The organism is Cellulomonas sp. URHE0023 (assembly GCF_000688475.1).
In the GTDB taxonomy this organism is placed as follows: Bacteria; Actinomycetota; Actinomycetes; order Actinomycetales; family Cellulomonadaceae; genus Cellulomonas.
The window spans coordinates 61,452-83,593 of the sequence record NZ_JIAN01000011.1 but is presented as its reverse complement, the minus strand read 5'-3'; the positions used below and the strand labels follow the sequence as shown (position 1 = coordinate 83,593).

The 22,142-nt window shown below is 69.7% G+C and carries 18 protein-coding genes and 1 pseudogene; 15 read left to right on the top strand and 4 right to left on the bottom strand.

Features of this window, described 5'->3' with window-relative positions:
• Window positions 1–72 precede the first annotated feature (72 nt).
• The 7 genes from rpsA (at window position 73) to N553_RS23880 (ending at window position 7,929) form a co-directional block, all read left to right on the top strand.
• Window positions 73–1,584 carry a 30S ribosomal protein S1 gene (gene rpsA / locus N553_RS0119665; RefSeq protein WP_028047941.1) on the top strand — a complete coding sequence of 504 codons (1,512 nt, stop codon included), beginning with the start codon at window positions 73–75 and terminating at the stop codon, window positions 1,582–1,584.
• A 108-nt stretch (window positions 1,585–1,692) separates the two neighbouring features.
• Window positions 1,693–2,322 (top strand): dephospho-CoA kinase, encoded by a 630-nt coding sequence (gene coaE / locus N553_RS0119660; RefSeq protein ID WP_028047940.1) that lies wholly within the window; start codon window positions 1,693–1,695, stop codon window positions 2,320–2,322.
• Window positions 2,319–2,921, top strand: coding sequence for a peptidase C15 (locus N553_RS0119655; RefSeq protein WP_028047939.1), 603 nt, complete (start codon window positions 2,319–2,321; stop codon window positions 2,919–2,921). Before coaE ends, N553_RS0119655 begins: the two co-directional genes overlap by 4 nt.
• A gap of 86 nt (window positions 2,922–3,007) precedes the next feature.
• Window positions 3,008–5,113, top strand: a complete 2,106-nt coding sequence (gene uvrB / locus N553_RS0119650; RefSeq protein ID WP_028047938.1) for an excinuclease ABC subunit UvrB — start codon at window positions 3,008–3,010, stop codon at window positions 5,111–5,113.
• 22 nt (window positions 5,114–5,135) lie between these two features.
• Window positions 5,136–5,573, top strand: a complete 438-nt coding sequence (locus N553_RS0119645; RefSeq protein ID WP_028047937.1) for a VOC family protein — start codon at window positions 5,136–5,138, stop codon at window positions 5,571–5,573.
• 195 nt (window positions 5,574–5,768) lie between these two features.
• Entirely contained in the window at window positions 5,769–6,773 is a 1,005-nt protein-coding gene (locus N553_RS0119640) for a TerC family protein (protein WP_028047936.1), read from the top strand.
• Between the two features lie 7 nt (window positions 6,774–6,780).
• Window positions 6,781–7,929, top strand: coding sequence for a TerC/Alx family metal homeostasis membrane protein (locus tag N553_RS23880; RefSeq protein WP_034623573.1), 1,149 nt, complete (start codon window positions 6,781–6,783; stop codon window positions 7,927–7,929).
• Here N553_RS23880 and N553_RS25745 read toward each other — a convergent pair.
• A pseudogene (locus tag N553_RS25745) lies at window positions 7,852–8,037 on the bottom strand (YciI family protein); the annotation flags it as partial. The gene N553_RS23880 and the pseudogene N553_RS25745 overlap by 78 nt on opposite strands.
• A 39-nt stretch (window positions 8,038–8,076) precedes the next feature.
• On the opposite strand from N553_RS25745, the gene N553_RS0119625 reads away from it, so the two are divergent.
• The 3 genes from N553_RS0119625 to N553_RS0119615 are packed head-to-tail and all read left to right on the top strand — an operon-like array spanning window position 8,077 to window position 11,423.
• The gene (locus N553_RS0119625; RefSeq protein ID WP_028047934.1) at window positions 8,077–9,240 is read left to right on the top strand and encodes an acyl-CoA dehydrogenase family protein; all 1,164 of its coding nucleotides are present in this window, start codon (window positions 8,077–8,079) and stop codon (window positions 9,238–9,240) included.
• Window position 9,241: 1 nt separating this feature from the next.
• Complete coding sequence (locus N553_RS24530) at window positions 9,242–9,739, top strand: GNAT family N-acetyltransferase (protein ID WP_051640393.1); 498 nt, start codon at window positions 9,242–9,244, stop codon at window positions 9,737–9,739.
• A 31-nt stretch (window positions 9,740–9,770) separates the two neighbouring features.
• Window positions 9,771–11,423: an AMP-binding protein gene (locus tag N553_RS0119615; RefSeq protein WP_028047933.1), complete on the top strand. Its 1,653-nt coding sequence runs from the start codon at window positions 9,771–9,773 to the stop codon at window positions 11,421–11,423.
• Between the two features lies 1 nt (window position 11,424).
• On the opposite strand, the gene N553_RS0119610 is transcribed toward N553_RS0119615, so the two are convergent.
• Window positions 11,425–12,069 (bottom strand): MBL fold metallo-hydrolase, encoded by a 645-nt coding sequence (locus N553_RS0119610; protein ID WP_034623571.1) that lies wholly within the window; start codon window positions 12,067–12,069, stop codon window positions 11,425–11,427.
• Window positions 12,066–13,880: a glycoside hydrolase family 15 protein gene (locus N553_RS0119605; protein ID WP_028047931.1), complete on the bottom strand. Its 1,815-nt coding sequence runs from the start codon at window positions 13,878–13,880 to the stop codon at window positions 12,066–12,068. The genes N553_RS0119610 and N553_RS0119605 overlap by 4 nt, the downstream gene beginning before the upstream one ends.
• 108 nt (window positions 13,881–13,988) lie before the next feature.
• Here N553_RS0119605 and uvrA point away from each other — a divergent pair, with 108 nt between their 5' ends.
• The gene (gene uvrA, locus N553_RS23865) at window positions 13,989–16,850 is read left to right on the top strand and encodes an excinuclease ABC subunit UvrA (RefSeq protein WP_034623569.1); all 2,862 of its coding nucleotides are present in this window, start codon (window positions 13,989–13,991) and stop codon (window positions 16,848–16,850) included.
• Window positions 16,847–17,452, top strand: coding sequence for a hypothetical protein (locus tag N553_RS23860; protein WP_051640392.1), 606 nt, complete (start codon window positions 16,847–16,849; stop codon window positions 17,450–17,452). Before uvrA ends, N553_RS23860 begins: the two co-directional genes overlap by 4 nt.
• 8 nt (window positions 17,453–17,460) lie before the next feature.
• On the opposite strand, the gene N553_RS23855 is transcribed toward N553_RS23860, so the two are convergent.
• Window positions 17,461–17,976 carry an OsmC family protein gene (locus N553_RS23855; RefSeq protein ID WP_034623566.1) on the bottom strand — a complete coding sequence of 172 codons (516 nt, stop codon included), beginning with the start codon at window positions 17,974–17,976 and terminating at the stop codon, window positions 17,461–17,463.
• A 73-nt stretch (window positions 17,977–18,049) separates the two neighbouring features.
• Here N553_RS23855 and uvrC point away from each other — a divergent pair, with 73 nt between their 5' ends.
• From uvrC to yvcK, 3 genes are read left to right on the top strand one after another with little or no spacing between them, the layout of a single operon-like run.
• Window positions 18,050–20,167: an excinuclease ABC subunit UvrC gene (gene uvrC / locus N553_RS23850; RefSeq protein ID WP_081844786.1), complete on the top strand. Its 2,118-nt coding sequence runs from the start codon at window positions 18,050–18,052 to the stop codon at window positions 20,165–20,167.
• A complete protein-coding gene (rapZ, locus tag N553_RS0119580; protein ID WP_028047930.1) occupies window positions 20,164–21,108 on the top strand; it encodes an RNase adapter RapZ in 945 nt (314 codons plus the stop codon). The genes uvrC and rapZ overlap by 4 nt, the downstream gene beginning before the upstream one ends.
• Window positions 21,105–22,097, top strand: a complete 993-nt coding sequence (gene yvcK, locus N553_RS0119575) for a uridine diphosphate-N-acetylglucosamine-binding protein YvcK (RefSeq protein ID WP_028047929.1) — start codon at window positions 21,105–21,107, stop codon at window positions 22,095–22,097. Before rapZ ends, yvcK begins: the two co-directional genes overlap by 4 nt.
• Window positions 22,098–22,142: the final 45 nt, after the last annotated feature.

Sequence of the window (22,142 nt, the reverse complement as noted above, 5' to 3'; positions counted from 1 at the left end):
AACCGAACCGTGCCATCCGGCACACATCCTTGTCCGTACAACTTCCCTGTCCGCATCGGAGCCCATCCCTACATGAGCATCACCACCCCCGCGAAGCCCGCCTCCCCGCAGGTCGCGATCAACGACATCGGCTCGGCCGAGGATTTCCTCGCCGCCATCGACGCCACCATCAAGTACTTCAACGATGGCGACATCGTCGAGGGCACCATCGTCAAGGTCGACCGCGACGAGGTCCTTCTCGACATCGGTTACAAGACCGAGGGCGTCATCCCGTCCCGTGAGCTGTCCATCAAGCACGACGTGGACCCCGGTGACGTTGTCAAGGTCGGCGACCAGGTCGAGGCCCTCGTCCTCCAGAAGGAGGACAAGGAAGGCCGCCTGATCCTGTCCAAGAAGCGCGCACAGTACGAGCGCGCCTGGGGCACGATCGAGAAGATCAAGGAAGAGGACGGCGTCGTCACCGGCACCGTCATCGAGGTCGTCAAGGGCGGCCTCATCCTCGACATCGGTCTGCGCGGCTTCCTGCCCGCGTCGCTGGTGGAGATGCGTCGTGTCCGCGACCTCCAGCCGTACGTCGGCAAGGAGATCGAGGCCAAGATCATCGAGCTCGACAAGAACCGCAACAACGTGGTCCTGTCGCGCCGTGCCTGGCTCGAGCAGACGCAGTCCGAGGTGCGCTCCACCTTCCTGCAGACGCTGCAGAAGGGTCAGGTCCGCCCCGGCGTCGTGTCCTCGATCGTCAACTTCGGTGCGTTCGTGGACCTGGGTGGCGTGGACGGGCTCGTGCACGTCTCCGAGCTGTCCTGGAAGCACATCGACCACCCGTCCGAGGTCGTCGAGGTCGGCCAGGAGGTCACCGTCGAGGTTCTCGACGTCGACTTCGACCGCGAGCGTGTCTCCCTGTCGCTGAAGGCGACGCAGGAGGACCCGTGGCAGGCCTTCGCCCGCACGCACGCCATCGGCCAGGTCGTCCCGGGCAAGGTCACCAAGCTCGTCCCGTTCGGTGCGTTCGTTCGCGTCGAGGACGGCATCGAGGGCCTCGTGCACATCTCGGAGCTGGCCGTTCGCCACGTCGAGATCCCGGAGCAGGTCGTCCAGGTCGGCGACGACGTCTTCGTCAAGGTCATCGACATCGACCTCGAGCGTCGCCGCATCTCGCTCTCGCTCAAGCAGGCGAACGAGGGCTTCGACCCGACGAGCGACGACTTCGACCCCGCGCTGTACGGCATGGCGGCGGAGTACGACGAGGCCGGCAACTACAAGTACCCCGAGGGCTTCGACCCGGCCACGAACGAGTGGCTCGAGGGCTTCGAGGCACAGCGCGAGGTGTGGGAGGCGCAGTACGCGCAGGCCCACGAGCGCTGGGAGGCGCACCGCAAGCAGGTCGCTGACGCCGCGAAGGCTGACGCCGAGGCGGCACTGACGGCTGCCGAGGGCGGGCCGACGGCCACGTCGTCCTCGTCCTCGTCGTCGTCCGCCGGTCCCGTCCCGTCCTCGTACTCGTCGAGCACCGAGGAGGCCGCGGGCACCCTCGCGTCCGACGAGGCGCTCGCCGCTCTGCGCGAGAAGCTCACGGGCAACTGATCACAGCACATCGCTGAACGGCGGGCCGGTCACCTTCGGGTGGCCGGCCCGTCGTGCATTCGCGGGCCGACCGTGCGCGCCCGGCGCTCGGCACGGCAGTATGGACGGATGCAACGCATCGGGCTCACGGGCGGGATCGCGGCTGGCAAGTCCGTCGCGGCGCGGCGACTGGCCGAGCTCGGAGCGGTGGTGATCGACTCGGACGTGCTGGCACGCGAGGCGGTTGCTCCTGGATCGGCCGGCCTCGACGCGGTCGTCGAGGAGTTCGGGTCCTCGGTGCTGGCCGCGGACGGCTCGTTGGATCGCGGTGCCCTGGCCTCGATCGTCTTCGCCGATCCGAGGGCCCGGGCACGCCTCGACGCGATCGTCCACCCGATCGTTCGACGGCTGTCGGCAGAGCGGTCGGCGGCCGCGGCCACGGTCGACCACGGCGCCGTGGTCGTGCACGACATCCCACTGCTCGTCGAAACAGGCCAGGCGGACGACTTCCACGTCGTCGTCGTCGTCGACGCCCCGGCTCTGCTGCGCGTCGAGCGCCTCGTCCGGCTGCGGGGGATGGATCGCGCGGCCGCCGAGGCGCGCGTAGCTGCCCAGGCCACGGACGCCGAACGACTGGCTGTCGCCGACGTCGTCCTGGACGGCACGGGCAGCGACGACGACCTACGCGTCCAGGTGGATGCCCTCTGGGAGCGGCTCGCGGTCGAACGGGCGGACGAGCTCGCCGCGGAGAGCCCGTGATCCTGTTGACGGGGTTCGCCCCGTTCGAGGCCCAGGCGGTCAACGCGTCCTGGCTGGCGGTGCAGGAGGTCGCGGCTCGCTGGACCGGCGACGAGCTCGCGACCCGTGAGCTGCCGGTGTCGTTCCGCGGTGCGCGGCAGGTGCTCCGGACCGCGATCGCGGAGCTCGAGCCGACGCTCGTGATCGGCGTTGGCGAGGCCGGGGGCCGGTCGGCCGTGGGCATCGAGAGGGTGGCGGTGAACCTGATCGACGCGCGGATCCCCGACAACGACGGCTCGGCGCCGGTGGACGTCCCGGTGATCGCGGGAGCGCCGGCGGCGTTCTTCTCCACCCTGCCGGTGAAGGCCTGCCTCGCCGCCGTGCGTGACTCCGGAGTGCCCGTCGAGGTCTCGTACTCGGCCGGGACCTACGTGTGCAACGCGACGTTCTACGCGCTCCAGCACCTGCTCGCGCCACGGCCGGAGATCCGCAGCGGATTCGTGCACGTGCCGCGCGCGGGGATGACGACGGACCAGCTTGCGACGGCACTTCTCGCCGTGCTCGACGCTGCCCGGACGGTCACGAGCGACATCCGCGTGCCGTCGGGCACGCTCGACTGACCGCCGTCCGCCCTCTCGCGTCCGACCGGCACGCCCGGGCCGATGGTCGGGACCCGCGTGTGGGTGGGGGATCGTACGGTTGTCGTATGCGTCCCGTCACCGACCTGCAGCGGACCGTCGCGCCCTTCGAGGTCATCTCGGAGTACACGCCGTCGGGTGACCAGCCCAAGGCGATCAAGGAGCTCGCCGCGCGCATCACCGCAGGCGAGAAGGATGTGGTGCTGCTCGGGGCCACCGGAACGGGAAAGTCGGCGACGACCGCGTGGCTGATCGAGAAGCTGCAGCGACCCACGCTCGTGATGGCGCCCAACAAGACCCTCGCGGCGCAGCTGGCCACGGAGTTCCGTGAGCTGCTGCCCAACAACGCGGTCGAGTACTTCGTCTCGTACTACGACTACTACCAGCCCGAGGCGTACATCGCGCAGACGGACACCTACATCGAGAAGGACTCGTCGATCAACGACGAGGTCGAGCGCTTGCGTCACTCGGCGACGAGCTCGCTGCTCACGCGTCGCGACGTGATCGTCGTGGCGTCGGTGAGCTGCATCTACGGCCTGGGAACACCGCAGGAGTACGTGGACCGCATGGTCGCGCTGTCCGTGGGGGACAGGGTGGACCGTGACCAGCTGCTGCGCCAGTTCGTCACCATGCAGTACACCCGCAACGACATGGCGTTCACGCGCGGCACCTTCCGCGTTCGCGGCGACACCGTCGAGATCATCCCGGTGTACGAGGAGCTCGCGATCCGGATCGAGTTCTTCGGCGACGAGATCGAGGCGATCGCCACGCTGCACCCGCTCACCGGCGACGTCGTGCGGGCGGAGCAGCAGATCCACATCTTCCCCGCGACCCACTATGTCGCCGGCCCTGAGCGCATGGAGCGCGCGATCGCCGGCATCGAGGTGGAGCTCGAGGACCGGCTGACGGAGCTGGAGCGGCAGAACAAGCTGCTCGAGGCTCAGCGGCTGCGCATGCGCACCACCTACGACATCGAGATGATGCGGCAGATCGGTTCCTGCTCAGGCATCGAGAACTACTCGCGGCACATCGACGGGCGCTCGGCGGGCACGGCCCCCAACACGCTGCTCGACTACTTCCCCGAGGACTTCCTGCTGGTCATCGACGAGTCCCACGTCACCGTGCCGCAGATCGGCGCGATGTTCGAGGGAGACATGTCGCGCAAACGCGCCCTCGTGGACCACGGCTTCCGGCTGCCGAGCGCCACGGACAACAGGCCGTTGCGGTGGGAGGAGTTCGTCGAGCGGATCGGCCAGACCGTGTACCTGTCCGCCACGCCCGGTGACTACGAGCGCTCCATCTCCGACGGCGTCGTCGAGCAGATCATCCGGCCGACCGGGCTGGTCGATCCGCAGGTGATCGTCAAGCCGACCACCGGCCAGATCGACGACCTCCTGGGCGAGATCCACGACCGTGTGGAGAAGGACGAGCGCGTCCTGGTCACCACGCTGACCAAGAAGATGGCCGAGGACCTCACGGACTACTTCTTGGAGAAGGGAGTCCGCGTCCGGTACCTGCACTCGGAGGTGGACACCCTGCGACGCGTGGAGCTGCTGCGTGAGCTGCGGCTCGGCGAGTACGACGTGCTGGTCGGCATCAACCTGCTGCGCGAAGGACTGGACCTGCCCGAGGTCTCTCTCGTGGCGATCCTCGACGCCGACAAGGAAGGCTTCCTGCGCTCGGGTCGGTCGCTCATCCAGACGATCGGTCGTGCCGCCCGCAACGTGTCAGGTGAGGTCCACATGTACGCCGACCGCATCACTGCCGGCATGGCCCAGGCGATCGACGAGACGACGCGCCGGCGTGAGCGGCAGGTTGCGTACAACCTCGAGAACGGCATCGACCCGACCCCGCTGCGCAAGAAGATCAACGACATCACGGACCTGCTGGCCAGGGAGGACGCCGACACGGCCGAGCTCCTCGGTGGCGGTGGGCGTCAGACCAGCCGCGGCAAGGCGCCTGTGCCTGGGTTCGGTTCGAAGGGCGGGCCGCGGGACGAGCGGACCCGCCTCACCGGCGCGGCAGCCGGCGAGCTCGCGGACCTGATCCAGCAGCTGTCGGACCAGATGCACGCGGCTGCGGCCGAGCTGCAGTTCGAGCTCGCGGCACGTCTGCGCGACGAGATCTCGGGCATGAAGAAGGAGCTGCGGCAGATGCAGGCCGCCACAGCCTGACGACGAGCGAGGAGGTCGGACCGTGGCCGTTCAGGTCCAGGTGACGTTCGACGCGGGGGACGCCCAGGCGCTCGGCCGGTTCTGGGTCGTGGTGCTCGGCTACGTCCCGCAGCCGCCACCGGAGGGACACCCGAGCTGGGACTCGTTCCTTGCGTCTGTCGGGGTGCCGCCGGGGGCATGGCATGACACGTTCGCGGCGATCGATCCCGACGGTGTCGGGCCTCGGCTGCTGTTCCAACGCGTACCGGAGGGCAAGACAGCGAAGAACCGTGTGCACCTCGACGTCAACGTGGGCGCTGGCCTCGAAGCGCCCGAACGGCTCGCTGTGGTGCGAGCGCGGGCTGCGGAGCTCGTGGCGCTCGGGGCGTCCCAGCTCCAGGTGGTCGAAGGCGAGGAAGGCCCGGACAGCCTCTGGATCGTCATGGCCGACCCGGAGGGTAACGAGTTCTGCCTGCAGTGAGCCTGGCCGCCGCCCGGCGGGTGGCGCCGACCGTGTGGCCTATGCTTGCCGACGTTGAAGGGGAGTACCCCAGACACGATCCGTCGTCATCACGGACCTGTCCGCACAGGGCCCGGCGCGATCGGTCCGCGACGCGCTGAGCGAGCGGGCGGGGGAGACCTTCGGTCACGATGTCTTCGTACCGGAGGTGTACCCATGGACGTGTCGGGCTGGGCCTGGGCCGCAACGGCGGCTTTCGTTGTCGCTCTGATCGCCTTCGACTTCTTCGCCCACGTACGTACGCCGCACGCGCCCACGTTCTCCGAGTCCGTGAAGTGGTCGGTCTTCTACGTCGCGCTCGCCCTGGCCTTCGGCGTCGTCGTCGGGATGGTCTGGGGCTGGGACTTCGGCACGGAGTACTACGCCGGGTACGTGACCGAGAAGAGCCTGTCGGTCGACAACGTCTTCGTCTTCCTCATCATCATCACGAAGTTCGCGGTGCCACGGGAGTACCAGCAGAAGGTCCTGCTGTTCGGCGTCGTGATCGCGTTGGTCCTGCGGACCGTGTTCATCCTGCTGGGGGCAGCGGCGATCGAGCAGTTCTCGTGGGTCTTCTACATCTTCGGGGCCTTCCTCGTGTACACGGCCGTGAAGCTGGCCACCGAGAAGCACGACTCGGAACATCAGCCCAAGGACGAGCCGGACGGGTTCGCGGTCCGCACGCTCAAGCGGATCCTGCCGACCACGGAGGAGTACCACGGCGACCGGCTGAGCGTCCGGATCGACGGCAAGCGGGTGTTCACACCGATGCTCGTCGTGATGGTGGCGATCGGGTCCACCGACGTCCTGTTCGCCCTCGACTCCATCCCGGCGATCTACGGCCTGACCGACGAGCCGTACATCGTGTTCACTGCGAACGCGTTCGCGCTGCTCGGCCTGCGCCAGCTGTACTTCCTCATCGGCGGGCTGCTGGAGCGGCTCGTCTACCTCTCGCAGGGACTGGCAGTGATCCTCGGCTTCATCGGTCTCAAGCTCGTCTTCCACGCGTTGCACGTCAATGAGCTGCCCTTCATCAACGGCGGTGAGCCGGTGGAGTGGGCCCCGGAGATCTCGACGGGCGCCTCGCTCCTGGTGATCCTCGGGACGCTGACGGTCGCCACGGTCGCGAGCCTCATCAAGACCCGGAACGACTCGCGTTCCGTCTCGTCGAGCGAGGGCTGAGACGCGCGTGGATGTCACACCGATCGTCTGGGCGGTCTCGTTGGGCCTCGTCGGGGCACTCCTGGTCGTCGACGTCGCCGTGGTCGGACGCCGACCGCACATCCCGACGACCTCGGAGTGCGTGCGCTACCTGGCGATCTACATCGGCCTGGCCGTGCTCTTCGGCCTCTTCGTAGGGCTGGCGTGGGGAGCGGACTTCGCGGGCCAGTTCTATGCCGGCTGGATCACCGAGTACTCGCTCTCGGTCGACAACCTGTTCGTGTTCCTGCTGATCATGAGCAAGTTCGCGGTACCCCGGCAGTATCAGCAGACAGCGCTCCTGGTCGGCATCATCCTCGCGCTCGTGCTCCGCGGGATCTTCATCTGGGCGGGTGCCGCGGCTATCGGCGCGTTCAGCTGGGTGTTCTACCTGTTCGGCGCGTTCCTCGTCTGGACCGCCGTGAAGGTGGGCCGTGAGGGGGAGTCCGACGACGACGAGTTCAAGCCTCCGCTCCTCCTGCGCCTGGTCCTGCGCTGGTTCCCCTCGACCGACGAGTACCACGGCGTGAAGCTCACCGTGGTCGAGGGTGGCAAGCGGCTCATGACTCCGATGCTCGTCGTGCTCGTCGCGCTGGGGGCGACCGACCTGCTGTTCGCGTTCGACTCGATCCCGGCGATCTTCGGTCTGACCAGTGAGCCCTACCTCGTGCTCATGGCCAACCTGTTCGCCCTCATGGGACTGCGCCAGCTCTACTTCCTGCTCGGTGACCTGCTCAAGCGGTTGGTGTACCTGAACATCGGGCTGGCGGTCCTGCTGGGCTTCATCGGCGTGAAGCTGATCCTGCACGCCCTGTCCGAGAACGAGCTTCCGTTCATCAACGGCGGCGAGCCGGTGCCGTGGGTGCCCGAGGTCCCGACGTGGATGTCGTTGGCCGCGATCGTGCTGATCCTGGGTGTGACGACGATCGCGAGCCTCTGGAAGGTACGTCGGGACGCACGGGCGGCCGAGCTAGACGCTCCAGGGCCCCAGGACGACGTCCCACTCACGGACGTCGGTCCGGGCGATGATCCCCTCGACAGCGAACGGGTCGGCGGCCAGGATCGCGTCGAGCTCCGCTCTGTCGGCAGTCCCGAAGACGAGCAGGGCGCCGGGCGCGCCGTCGACGAACGGCCCTGAGCCGAGCAGCTGCTTCTGGTCGACCAGGAACTCGCGGTGCGCGGGTCGGACCTGGTCGCGCACGTCCGTGCGGTCGTCGTAGGTGTACTGGACGGCATAGGTAGGCATGGCGCCATCCTGCCGGACGCGGGTGGCAGAGTGGTTGTCATGGCACGCACGTTGCGCTCACTTCTCACCGACGACCTGCTGGAGCGGATCCATGAACGCGCCGCCGGGCATGACCGCGACAACACCTTCCCGCACGACGACCTGGCCGATCTCGTTGCGGCGGGCTACCTGACGGCGTTCGTGCCCGAGCGCTTGGGCGGTGCTGGTCTCTCGCTCGAAGAGGTGGCCCGGGAGCAGGTGCGCCTGGGTGCGGCCGCACCCGCGACCGCGCTGGCCGTGAACATGCACCTGGTCGTGACCGGGCTCGCGGCGCTGCTCGTCGCCCGCGGAGACGACTCGGTGGAGTTCATCCTTACTGATGCCGCCGCGGGCGAGATCTTCGCGTTCGGGAACTCGGAGGCGGGCAACGACCTCGTGATGTTCGGCTCCCGGACACGCGCCGAGCGTCAGGACGACGGCGGCTACCGCTACTTCGGGACGAAGATCTTCACGTCGCTCTCGCCGGTGTGGACGCGCCTGGCCACGTTCGGTCTCGACGAGTCCGACGGGCAGGACCCGCGGCTCGTCCACGGCGTCGTTCCGCGCGACGGGGGTGGGATCGACACCCGTGACGACTGGGACACGCTCGGGATGCGGGCGACGCAGTCTGCCACCACGGTTCTGGACGGCGCCCTGGCGCCCGCCGGCCGCGTCTACCGTTCGCTGCCGCCCGGGCCGAGCGCCGACCCGTTCGTCTTCGCGCTGTTCGCCGTGTTCGAGGTCCTGCTCGCCGCCGTCTACACGGGAGTGGGGCGGCGGGCCATCGAGCTGGGTGTGGCAGCCGCGCAGCGGCGGACGTCGATGAAGTACGACGGCCGTGCCTACGCGCAGGACCCCGACATCAGGTGGCGGATCGCCGATGCCGTGCTCGCCCAGGACGGTGCCGAGCTGCAGGTCTTCGCCCTGGCACGGGACGTCGACGAGCAGGTGGACCACGGCCGGCGCTGGTTCGCCCAGCTGGTCGGGCTGAAGGTCCGCGCGACGGAGTCTGCCCGGGTGGTCGTCGACGGCGCCATCCGGGTATCGGGCGGTGGGTCGTACTTCAGCGGCAACGAGCTCGGCAGGCTCTACCGTGACGTCCTGGCCGGGATCTTCCACCCGTCGGACGACGAGTCGGCGCACTCGACGGTCGCGACGTCCGTGCTCGGTCCGCCCGAGGCGTGACGTGCGGCTTCCTGACGAGCTCGACCTGGCCGGGGGTCGCCTGCGCGCGATCGAGCCGTCGGACTGGCGCCTCGACCACGCGCTCTCGCGTGTACGGGACGTTCCGCGCTGGACGTACTACCCCACTGACGTGACCGAGGTCGAGGCGCAGCAACGGGTCGCCCGCAGCATCGAGCTGCGCCGCGACGGTCGAGGTGGCCGCTTCGTCGTCGAGTCCGGCGCCGTCGCCGTCGGCACGATCGGGTTCGCGCTCCGCACCGACGGTCCCTACCTGTACTACGCGTTCCTGCCGGAGGGTCGGGGTCGCGGTCTGGCGACGTCGGCGGTCCTGGCACTCACGCAGTGGGCGTTCGCCGAGGGGGAACCCCACGTCCACGCGCTCACGATGCTGGACAACACCGCGAGCGAGAGGGTGCTCGAGCGTGCGTCGTTCGTGCGCGCCGGGCTCGACGTCGAACCGGGTGGCGCGACCGTCACGCGGTGGGTTACTGGTCCGTAACTTACGGGACCGTAGGTTAGGGTGTGGACTCATGACGACCGGGCAACCTCCGCGCGAGGTCACGATTCCCGACGAACCGCTCGGTGCGGCGTTGGACCGAGCGGCCGCCCGGTGCCCCGAGAGGGTCGCCGTCGACTTCCTCGGCGGTCAGACGACGTACGGCGAGCTGGCTGACGCGGTCGCGCGTGGCGCTCAGGCGCTGCTCGACCTGGGCGTCCAGCCGGGGGACCGTGTCGCCCTCGCGATCCCGAACTGCACCGCCCACGTCGTCGCGTTCTACGCCGTCCTGCGCATCGGGGCCGTCGTGGTCGAGCACAACCCGACGTACACCTCTGCCGAGCTCGCACACCAGCTCGCGGACTCGGGCGCGGTGGTGGCACTCGTCTGGGAGAAGACGGTCCCGGCTGTTCTCTCCTCCCTCACTCGGACGCGGCTCCGGGCCGTGGTCGCCGTCGACCTGTCGGCCGACCTGCCCTGGTCGAGCCGGTGGAAGCTGCGTCTGCCGGTTCCGCGCGCGCGCAAGGTCCGGGCGGCGATGCGGGGACCGCTGCCCCCGGCGTTCCCGATGTGGCACCGGCTCGTGGCGAAGGCTGACCCGGTCGACCCGGCGCACCCGAGCCCGGTCTCGACGGACCTGGCGCTCCTGCAGTACACGGGCGGGACGACCGGCACGCCGAAGGGTGCGATGCTCACGCACCGCAACCTCGTCGCCAACGCTGTTCAAGGACACGCGTGGACCTCGGCCGAGCTGGACGAGGAGGTGGTCTACGGAGTTCTGCCGTTCTTCCACGCCTTCGGTCTCACGCTGTGCCTCAACTACGCGGTTCGTGTGGGGGCGACCCTCGTCGCCTTCCCGAACTTCGATCCCGCGCTGGTGCTGGAGGCGCAGAAGCGGTTGCCCGGCACCTTCCTCCCGGCGGTCCCGCCGATGCTCGACCGGCTCGCCGGCGCCGCGAGGCCCGGGGATCTCAGTTCGTTCCGGTACGCGATCTCGGGAGCGATGGCACTCCCGGCGGAGACGGCCAAGCGGTGGGAGGACGCGTCGGGGGGCCTCGTGATCGAGGGGTACGGCATGACCGAGACGTCGCCGGTCGCACTCGGCAACCCGTTGACCGATGACCGACGCCCCGGCACGTTGGGTCTTCCGTTCCCGAGCACGCACATCCGCGTCGTCGACCCCGCGGACGTCTCGCGGGACGTTCCCCAGGGTGAGCGCGGCGAGCTGCTGATCCGCGGACCGCAGGTCTTCGCCGGGTACTGGCAGCGGGCCGAGGAGACCGTCGACCAGCTGCTCGACGAGGGGTGGCTGCGGACCGGTGACGTGGTGACGGTCGACGAGACCGGCTGGGTGGTCCTTGTCGACCGCCTCAAGGAGCTCATCGTGAGCGGCGGGTTCAAGGTCTACCCGTCCCAGGTCGAGGACGGCCTGCGGCAGATGCCGGGAGTCGCCGACGTCGCGGTCGTGGGCGTCCCCGGAGGTGATCTCGGGGAGACGGTCGTCGCGGCGGTCGTCCTTGACGAGGGTGCGACCGGGATCGACCTGGAGTCCGTCCGGTCGTGGTGCGAGCAGCGGGTCGCCAGGTACGCGCTGCCGCGGCGGCTCGTGGTGCTCGATCACCTGCCTCGTTCACAGGTGGGCAAGGTTCTGCGTCGCCAGGTGCGCGACCTCGTGCTCGCGCAGTAGGTCACCAGCCGCGCGCGCGCCACTCGTCGAGGTGCGGGCGTTCGACGCCCAGCGTCGTTCCCTTGCCGTGGCCGGGGTAGACCATCGTGTCGTCGTCGAAACGGTCGAAGACCCGGTCCGTCAGGTCTGCCATCAGGGACGTGAAGTCCGCGGGTGTCCTGGTGGCCCCCGGGCCGCCCGGGAAGAGTGAGTCTCCGGTGAACAGGTGGACCGGGCCGCCGGGCTCTCGGTAGGCGAGGGCGACGGAGCCGGGTGTGTGCCCCCGGAGCCCGACGACCTCGAGCGTCAGGTGGCCGACCGTCAGGACGTCGTCGTGGTGCAGTCGCCGCACCACAGGCACGCCGGTCGCGTCATGGATCGCATCGGCGTCGTCGGAACCCGCCATGGACGCGGCACCGGTGAGCGCGACGAGCGACGCGAGGGCACGGTGGTGGTCCGGGTGCCGATGGGTCGTGACGACCGCGTCGAGGCGCGCCGAGCCCGACCCCTCGCGCACGAGCCCGAGAAGGCGTTCCGGGTCGTCGGCCGCGTCGACCAGCAGCTGCGCGCCGTCCTTGCGGCACGTCACCAGGTAGGTGTTGTTGTCGAGCTGCCCGACCGCGAGCGCCCGGACCTCCAGCTCGTCCGAGGTGTGCAGGACGGTCATGATCTCCTCCGCTCCAGAGCGAGGTCGTGGCTGTGGACCGCACGCACCAGGGCAAGGTGTGACAGCGCCTGCGGCATGTTCCCGGCCATGCGCCGGCCGACCGGGTCGTACTGCTCGGCGAGAAGTCCGACGTCGTTGGCCAGACCGGTGAGGATGTCGAGCACCTCCGTCGAGCCCTCGACGTCGTCCACCCGTGCCAGCGCGTCCGCCAGCCAGAACGAGCACGCCAGGAACGCGTGCTCGTCGCCCGGCACCCCGTCGTCGGTCTTCTCCGTGCGGTAGCGGCGCAGGAGTCCGGGAGCCACCTCCAGCTCGGCACGGATGGTGCGCACCGTGCTGAGCAGTCGGGGGTCGTCGGGGGGGAGGAAGCCGACCTGGGCCAGCTGCAGCAGCGACGCGTCCGTGTGCGTCGCCCCGTAGGACTGCACGAACGTCCCGCGCTCTGCGTTCCACGCGTTCGCGAGGACGTCCGCGTGGATCGCGTCGCGTTCCGCACGCCAGCGATCCAGCGGCGCGTCGAACCCGTAGCGCTCCGCGGCGCGCACGGCCCGGTCGACGGCGGCCCACGACATGACCTTGGAGTGCGTGAAGTGCTGCGGGTCGCCGCGCACCTCCCAGATGCCGCGGTCCGGCTCGCGCCAGGTGTCGACAAGGTGGTCGACGAGGTGCCGTTGCAGCGACCAGGAGTCGTCCGTCTCGGTGATGCCTGCGTCCCTCGCCTGCTGCAGGGCGCACATGACCTCGCCGAGCACATCGTGCTGGAGCTGCCCGACGGCCGCGTTGCCGACCCTCACCGGCCGGCTTCCCGCGTAGCCGGCGAGGTGGTCGAGGACCCGTTCGGGCAGTCGCCGCCCGCCGTCGACGCGGTACATGATCTGCAGGTCCTGGGGGCTGCCGGCGACCGCTCGCAGGAGCCACGCGCGCCAGTCCGACGCCTCGTCGACGTACCCGTGCTCGAGCAGCGCCTCCAGCGTCATTGCCGCATCCCGCAGCCAGCAGTAGCGGTAGTCCCAGTTCCGCTCCCCGCCGAAGTCCTCGGGCAACGACGTGGTGGGTGCCGCCACGATCCCGCCCGACTCACTGTCCGTGAGCAGACGCAGGACGAGCAGCGACCGGACCACGGCCTCGCGGTAGGACCCCTCGTAGGCACTGCTCCGGGCCCACAGGCCCCAGGCGATCCTCGTCTGGTCCACCCGGTCGAGGATCGTCAGACGCGGTGGGACCGGGTCCCACGACCGGATCCAGGTGAGTGCCAGCTCGACCGACTCCCCGGCCTGCAGCGTGAACCGGTCGGCGTGCCGGTGGTCCTGCGCGACCGGCAGCCGGTCGCCGCGGAGCAGGAGCGAGTCCGGTCCCGCGATCGCACGGATGGTGTCGGCACCGTCGTCGTCCGTCACGTGGTGCACCCACGGCTCGACGGCGCCGTAGCCGAACCGGACGATCCACTCGTGGTCCACCTCGACGCTTCCGCTCGTGCACTCGAGGCGCCGCACCAGGTCGGCACGACCGTCGTTCAGCGGCATGGTCTCCAGCGTGACAGCGGTGCCCGTCGGGGCCTCGTACGTCGTCTCGAGCACGAACGAGTCCGGCAGGTAGCGGCGGGTGGCCGTGGTCGCGCCACGGACCGTCAGGAGCCAGCGTCCGTTCTCGCGCGTGCCGAGCAGACGTGCGAAGCAGGCGGCCGAGTCGAAGGTCGGCAGGCACAACCAGTCGATCGACCCACGTCGGCTGACGAGCACCGCCGTGGAGCCGTCCCCGAGGACCGCGTACTCCTCGATCGGCACCGTTGCGGGGTCGTCGTCGCAGCCCATGGCGTGAGCATGGCGTGTCGCCGACGGACCGGCATGTCGAGCGCCGTGTGCGTTCACTCACGTCGAACAGATGTGCGATTGTGGGTGGCGGGACGTAGACTCCCGGGCGTGAACGAACGTCTGGTGGTGCAGGGCGCCCGCGAGCACAACCTCCGCAACGTCGACCTCGATCTCCCGCGCGACAAGCTCATCGTCTTCACTGGCCTGTCCGGTTCGGGGAAGTCGTCGCTGGCCTTCGACACGATCTTCGCGGAGGGCCAGCGCAGGTACGTCGAGTCGCTCTCGGCGTACGCGCGCCAGTTCCTGGGGCAGATGGACAAGCCCGACGTCGACTTCATCGAGGGCCTCTCGCCGGCGGTGTCCATCGACCAGAAGTCGACCAACCGGAACCCGCGCTCGACGGTCGGCACGATCACCGAGGTGTACGACTACCTGCGCCTGCTGTTCGCGCGGGCGGGCACCCAGTTCTGCCCGATCTGCGGCGAGCGCGTCACGGCACAGACGCCGCAGCAGATCGTGGACCGCCTGCTCGAGCTGCCCGAGGGCACGCGGTACCAGGTGCTGGCGCCGGTGGTCCGTGGACGCAAGGGCGAGTACGCCGACCTCTTCAAGGAGCTCCAGAGCAAGGGCTTCGCCCGCGCCCGCGTGGACGGCGAGGTGGTCCAGCTCACGGAGCCGCCGACCCTGGAGAAGAAGCTCAAGCACGACATCGAGGTCGTCATCGACCGGCTCGTCGCACGCGAGGGCGTCAAGCGCCGGCTCACCGACTCCGTCGAGACGGCACTGGGCCTGGCCGGCGGCCTGCTGGTCATCGAGCTCGTCGACGCCGACATCGACGACCTCAACCGGGAACGCCGCTTCTCCGAGCACCGTGCCTGCCCGAACGACCACGTGCTGGCGCTCGACGAGATCGAACCGCGCACGTTCTCCTTCAACGCGCCGTACGGCGCCTGCCCGGAGTGCACCGGGCTGGGCTCGCGGCTCGAGGTGGACCCCGACCTGGTCATCCCGAACGAGGACCTCTCGCTCGACGAGGGCGCAGTCGCACCGTGGTCGCTGACGTCGAGCGAGTACTTCGGTCGCGTCCTGGGTGCGTTGGCCGCCGACATGGGCTTCTCGACGTCCGTTCCGTGGCGGGCGCTCCCGCAGCGCGCCAAGGACGCCGTGCTGCACGGACAGAACCACGAGGTGAAGGTCCGCTACAAGAACCGCTGGGGTCGCGAGCGGCAGTACTCGACCGGTTTCGAGGGCGTCATCACGTTCCTGGAGCGCCGGCACAACGAGACCGACTCGGAGTGGAGCAAGGAGAAGTACGAGGCCTACATGCGCGAGGTCCCGTGCCCGGTCTGCGAGGGGGCGCGGCTCAAGCCCGAGGTGCTGGCCGTGCGTGTGGGCGGGCGCTCGATCGCGGAGGTCTGCACCCTGCCGATCCGGGAGGCGCGGGAGTTCCTCGACGCGCTCGAGCTCGGAGAGCGCGAGCGGGCCATCGCCACGCAGGTCCTGAAGGAGATCCAGGCACGCCTCGGCTTCCTGCTGGACGTCGGGCTCGACTACCTCTCGCTCATGCGTCCGGCAGGGACGCTGTCCGGCGGCGAGGCGCAGCGCATCCGGCTGGCCACGCAGATCGGCTCGGGGCTGGTAGGCGTGCTCTACGTGCTCGACGAGCCGTCGATCGGCCTCCACCAGCGCGACAACCGACGGTTGATCGAGACGCTCACGCGTTTGAGGGACCTGGGCAACACCCTGATCGTCGTCGAGCACGACGAGGACACCATCCGCACCGCCGACTGGATCGTGGACATCGGCCCGGGTGCGGGGGAGCACGGCGGTCGCGTCGTGCACTCGGGAGACCTCGAGGGCCTGCTGGCGTCTGCTGAGTCGGTCACGGGCGCCTACCTCTCCGGGCGGCGCAGCATCCCGATGCCGCAGGTGCGCCGGCCGATCGACAGGAAGCGGCAGGTCACGGTCGTCGGCGCGCGCGAGCACAACCTGCAGGGGATCGACGTGTCGTTCCCGCTCGGCACGCTCACCGCGGTGACCGGGGTGTCCGGCTCGGGCAAGTCGACGCTCGTGAACCACATCCTCTACACGGTCATGGCGAACGAGCTGAACGGTGCGCGCCAGGTCGCGGGTCGGCACAAGCGCGTCACCGGCTTGGAGCACCTCGACAAGGTGGTGCACGTCGACCAGGGCCCGATCGGTCGGACGCCACGGTCCAACCCGGCCACCTACACGGGCGTGTGGGACCACGTGCGCCGGCTGTTCGCCGAGACGACCGAGGCCAAGGTCCGCGGCTACACGCCTGGCCGGTTCTCGTTCAACGTCAAGGGCGGCCGCTGCGAGGCGTGCTCGGGCGACGGCACGCTCAAGATCGAGATGAACTTCCTTCCGGACGTCTACGTCCCGTGCGAGGTGTGCCACGGCGACCGCTACAACCGCGAGACGCTGGAGGTGCACTTCAAGGGCAAGACGGTCGCCGACGTGCTGTCTATGCCGATCGAGGAGGCCGCGGAGTTCTTCGCAGCGGTCCCGGCGATCTCTCGGCACCTGCGCACGCTGGTCGACGTGGGTCTGGGGTACGTGCGGCTCGGCCAGCCGGCACCGACGCTGTCCGGCGGTGAGGCGCAGCGCGTCAAGCTCGCCGCCGAGCTGCAGCGGCGGTCGACCGGACGAACGATCTACGTGCTGGACGAGCCGACCACGGGTCTGCACTTCGAGGACATCCGCAAGCTGCTCGGGGTGCTCCAGTCGCTGGTCGACAAGGGCAACTCCGTGATCGTCATCGAGCACAACCTCGACGTGATCAAGAACGCGGACTGGGTCATCGACATGGGCCCGGAAGGCGGCAGCGGCGGTGGTCTCGTGATCGCCGAGGGGACACCCGAGCAGATCGCGATGTCGCCGGACTCGCACACAGGCCGGTTCCTCGCCGAGGTCCTCGAGCCGATCGCGGAGCGCGTCCCGGCGTGACGTCCGGCGAACGGGTCCTGCGCGAGGACGACCCGCTGGCCGTGCGGCTGCTCGCCGACGGCTGGGTGGTCGTGCACGAGTCGTGGGGCGCCCGGCTCACCGTGCCGCAGGACGGAGCCGAGTTCGCCACCCACCTCGAGCCTCTTGTCGACGTCGTCCGCAAGCAGGGCTGGACCGTGTCGCGGCTGAGCGAACGGAACGCTCGGATCATCGTCGACCTCGACCAGGCCTCGATCGAGGACTATCCGGGCGGGGGTCCGGCCACGGCCCACACGGTCCCTGGCGAGCAGGACCTTCGACGCCATCTCGCCGAGACGTGGCACGCCTACGGTGCCCGGACGCCGGACGGCCGGCTCGACTGCGCGACGGTCATGCGCCCCGAGGAGGACCGCATGGAGACCGAGTTCACGGTGACTCGTCAGCGGTACCGAGGTCAGGGGCTCGCGACAGCCGTCAAGGCGTACGCGATCCTCGACCAGCTCCAGCGGGGTAACCGGTCGTTCGGCACGGGCGGCTCGCCGGCCAACGAGGCGTCGCTCCGGATGAACGAGGTGCTCGGCTACGTCCTGGAACCGCGCTGGCTGACGCTGCGTCGTCCTTGAGCGGACGCTCAGGACGCGGTCGGGACCTCGTGCGCGATCCGGAGCGGGACCGGTTCATGGCGGACCGGGAAGTTCACCGATCGGGAGATGAAGCAGTGCTCGTGAGCCTTGCGGTGCACGTCGGCGAGCAGGGCGTCGGTGACCGGCGCCTCGTCGGGAAGCCGCGGACGGCCGACGACGACTCGCGGCCGCAGGACGACCTCCCGGAACTGTCCGTGCCCGGCGGCCTCGATCCGCATGGTGCCCACGGCCTGGTCCTCGTAGGCCACGACGACGACACCGGCTGCGGAGGCCAGGTGGAGGAACCACAGCATGTGGCACTGCGCGAGCGCGCTGACCAGCAGCTCCTCGGGGTTGTACCGGGAGGGGTCTCCTCGGAACGCCGGGTCGGACGAACCGAGCAGCGGCGGCTTGGTACCGATCCGCACCTCGTGGTCACGGCTGTAGGACGTGTAGCTCGCGGTGCCGCTCGCACCTGCGCCCGTCCAGGTGAGGTCGACGGAGTACGTGTGCAGGGGGCCCATCGCCCCACGGTAGCCGCGCCCGGGCTGCGGCGTCCGGTCCTCGGCGTCGGTACCGCGAACTAGGCTCGAACGTATGGCTGATCCCGCCACCTACCGTCCCGCGCCAGGGGAGATCCCTGACGAGCCGGGGGTCTACCGCTTCCGCGACGAGCACGGCCGCGTCATCTACGTCGGCAAGGCGAAGAGCCTGAGGCAGCGCCTCAACAGCTACTTCCAGGACCTGTCCGGACTCCACCAGCGGACCCGGCAGATGGTCACGTCGGCGTCCTCCGTCCAGTGGACGGTGGTGGGCACGGAGGTCGAGGCGCTGGCCCTCGAGTACTCCTGGATCAAGGAGTTCGACCCCCGCTTCAACGTCAAGTACCGCGACGACAAGTCCTACCCGTACCTCGCCGTGACGATGGCCGACGAGTTCCCTCGTGTCCAGGTCATGCGAGGCGCCAAGCGCAAGGGCACCCGCTACTTCGGGCCGTACGCGCACGCGTGGGCCATCCGCGAGACCGTCGACCTGCTCCTGCGTGTGTTCCCCGTCCGCACGTGCTCGGCGGGAGTCTTCCGGCGCGCGAGGCAGCAGGGCCGGCCGTGCCTGCTCGGCTACATCGACAAGTGCTCGGCTCCCTGCGTCGGCCGGATCTCGCCGGACGACCACCACGCTCTCGCGCAGGACTTCTGCGACTTCATGGCGGGGGACACGGCGAAGTTCACGCGGCGCCTGACGGTGCGGATGAAGGAGGCTGCCAACGAGCTCGACTACGAGCGTGCGGCACGCCTGCGAGACGACATCCAGACGCTCGAGAAGGCGACGGAGAAGAACGCCGTGGTGCTCGCGGACGGGACCGACGCCGACATCTTCGCCCTGTCGGGCGACGAGCTCGAGGCCGCCGTGCAGGTGTTCCATGTCCGGGACGGCCGAATCCGTGGTCAGCGTGGCTGGGTGGTGGAGAAGGTCGAGGACGTCACGGACGCCGAGCTGGTGGAGCACCTGCTCCAGCAGATCTACGGCAGCGAGTCGGAGTCCAGGGCCCCTGATGGCTCAGGTGCCGGCTCGTCGGCCGTCCCGCGCGAGGTGCTCGTCCCGGTTCTGCCGCCCGACGTCGAGCAGGTCCAGGCGTGGCTCGGGGGTCTGCGAGGGAGCAAGGTCTCGGTCCGCGTGCCGCAGCGCGGCGACAAGCGCGAGCTCGCCGCGACCGTCCAGCGCAACGCGGAGCACGCGTTGGTGCTGCACCGCACGCGCAGAGCGGGCGACCTGACCACACGCAGCCAGGCGCTGCAGGAGATCCAGGAGGCGCTGGACCTTTCGTCGGCGCCGCTGCGCATCGAGTGCTACGACGTCTCGCACAACCAGGGCACTTACCAGTCGGCCTCGATGGTGGTGTTCGAGGACGGCCTGGCCCGCAAGAGCGAGTACCGGATGTTCAACATCCGTGGTCCCGAAGGGCAGGGCGCGCGCGACGACACGGCCGCGATGCACGAGGTGATCACGCGACGGTTCCGGCGGTATCTCGCCGACCGGGCGGACTCCCGGGACGTCGAGATGGACACCGGCGACGACGAGGAACGCCTCATGCGCTCGGGGCCGATCGACGAGGTCACAGGCAAGCCCGTCCGTTTCGCCTACCCGCCCAACCTCGTGGTCGTGGACGGCGGTCCGCCCCAGGTCGCTGCTGCCGCCGCGGCCATGGCCGAGCTCGGCATCGACGACGTCGCCCTGTGCGGGCTGGCGAAGCGGCTGGAGGAGGTCTGGCTGCCGGGCGACGACTACCCGGTCATCCTGGAGCGCTCGTCCGAGGGCCTGTACCTGTTGCAGAGGCTGCGCGACGAGGCGCACCGCTTCGCCATCACGGCTCACCGCAAGCGCCGCAGCAAGGGCATGACGACCTCCGCGCTGGACGAGATCCCGGGACTGGGTCCGGCGCGACAGGCCGCCCTGCTGCGCCACTTCGGTTCGGTCAAGCGCATGCGTGCTGCGTCGGTCGAGGAGATCGCGTCGGTCCAGGGCATGGGCGACCGGACCGCCGCGGCGGTCGTGGCCGCACTCAACCCGGTGCTCGACCCGGGCACCGCGGAATCGGGTGCGTCGGACCACGTGGGTGCGTCGGACCGCGTGGGTGCGTCGGACCGCGTGGGCGCGTCGGGCGACGTGGGCGCGTCGGACCAGGTCGGCGCGTCGGCTGGCATGCTTGACGCATGAACGACGAGCCCTCGCCGATCACGGTGCCGTCCGGAATCCCCGCGCTCGAGGCAGCGACCGAGGCGCCGTACCTCGTGCAGCCTCAGGTCCTGATCATCACGGGGATGTCAGGCGCAGGCCGGTCCCGGGCCGCCGCCGTGCTCGAGGACCTCGACTGGTACGTCATCGACAACCTCCCCGCGCAGATGCTCACCCACCTCGTCGGGATGCTGACGAGCGGGGCCGCCGGGGGGCGCGCGCAGCGACTGGCGGCCGTGATCGACGTCCGCGGGCGCGAGTTCTTCCGTGACCTCGCACCGGTGCTCGAGAGCCTGCGTGCCTCCGGCGTCGACTCGCGGATCCTGTTCCTCGATGCCTCTGACGAGGTCCTCGTGCGCCGGTTCGAGCAGGTCCGTAGACCACACCCGCTCCAGGGCGCCGGCAGGATCCTCGACGGCATCGCAGCGGAGCGCGCCGCACTCACCGACCTGCGAGAACGCGCTGACACCCTGATCGACACCTCTGAGCTCAACGTCCACGACCTGGCCCGTGAGGTACGGGCCGTCGTGGCGACCGCCGGCGAGGACGTGCTGCAGGTCTCCGTGGTGTCGTTCGGCTTCAAGTACGGTGTGCCGCTCGACTCGGACCACGTGGTCGACGTCCGGTTCCTGTCGAACCCGTACTGGATCACCGAGCTGCGCCACCTGACCGGCAGAGACGCACCGGTGCGCGACTACGTGCTCGGCCTGCCCGGGGCGGTGACCTTCGTCGACCGGTACGTGGCGGCCCTCGAGCCCGTTCTCGCCGGGTACCTGAACGAGGAGAAGCGCTACGTGACGATCGCGGTCGGGTGCACGGGCGGCAAGCATCGTTCGGTCGCGATCAGCGAGGCGATCGGGGCACGCCTGCGAGACCAGGGTCACCACGTGGCTGTCAGCGCACGTGACCTCGGCAAGGAATGAGGGCCCCAGGAGAGCGGGGGGCGGGTCCGGCCGTCGTAGCCCTGGGTGGCGGTCATGGGCTCTCGGCCTCACTGTCCGCGCTCCGGCTGATGACGGACCGCATCACCGCGGTCGTCACGGTCGCCGACGACGGCGGATCGTCGGGACGTCTGCGCGAGGAGCTCGGCGTGCTGCCGCCGGGGGACCTGCGCATGGCCCTTGCTGCGCTGTGCGACGACTCCGAGTGGGGCCGCACCTGGCGTGACCTGCTCCAGCACCGGTTCCGGTCGTCGGGCGACCTCGACCAGCACGCTGTGGGCAACCTGCTGATCGTCGCGCTGTGGGAGCAGCTGGGCGACACCGTCGAGGGTCTGGACTGGGTCGGTCGGCTGCTCGGTGCCCGCGGCCGAGTGCTGCCGATGGCGTCTGTGCCCCTGCGGATCGAGGCCGACGTGCTCGACGAGGCGGGCCGTCGGTCGCTCGTCGTCGGGCAGAGCGCCGTCGCAGTGACGAGCGGCACGATCGAGTCGCTGCGTCTGGAGCCGGCCGACCCGCCGGCGTGCCCGGAGGCGGTCGCCGCGATCGAGGGGGCCGACTGGATCGTCTTGGGACCCGGTTCCTGGTACACGTCGGTGCTGCCGCACCTGCTCGTCCCGAGCCTGCGGGAGGCACTCGGGCGAACGACGGCGCGGACGATCCTCACGCTCAACCTCGCGTCGGGTGAGTCGGGTGAGACGGCGGGCATGCGTGCGGAGGACTACCTGCAGGTGCTGCAGTTGCATGCGCCCGAGCTGTCGGTGGACGCCGTCGTGGCCGATCCCACGGCCGTCGAGGACGTGTCGGCGCTGGCTGCGCGCACCGCCGACCTCGGCGCGCGGCTCCTGCTGCGTCAGGTGAGCCGCGGGGACGGGACCCCACGGCACGACCCGCTGCGTCTTGCCAGTGCGTACTCGGACGTCGTCGACGGCTTTCTCGGGGACGTGGGTACGCGGGCAGGGCAGTCGAGTTAGCTCGAAGGTGCGGTCCCGGACAGGTGCCCTGGATGGCAGGATGCA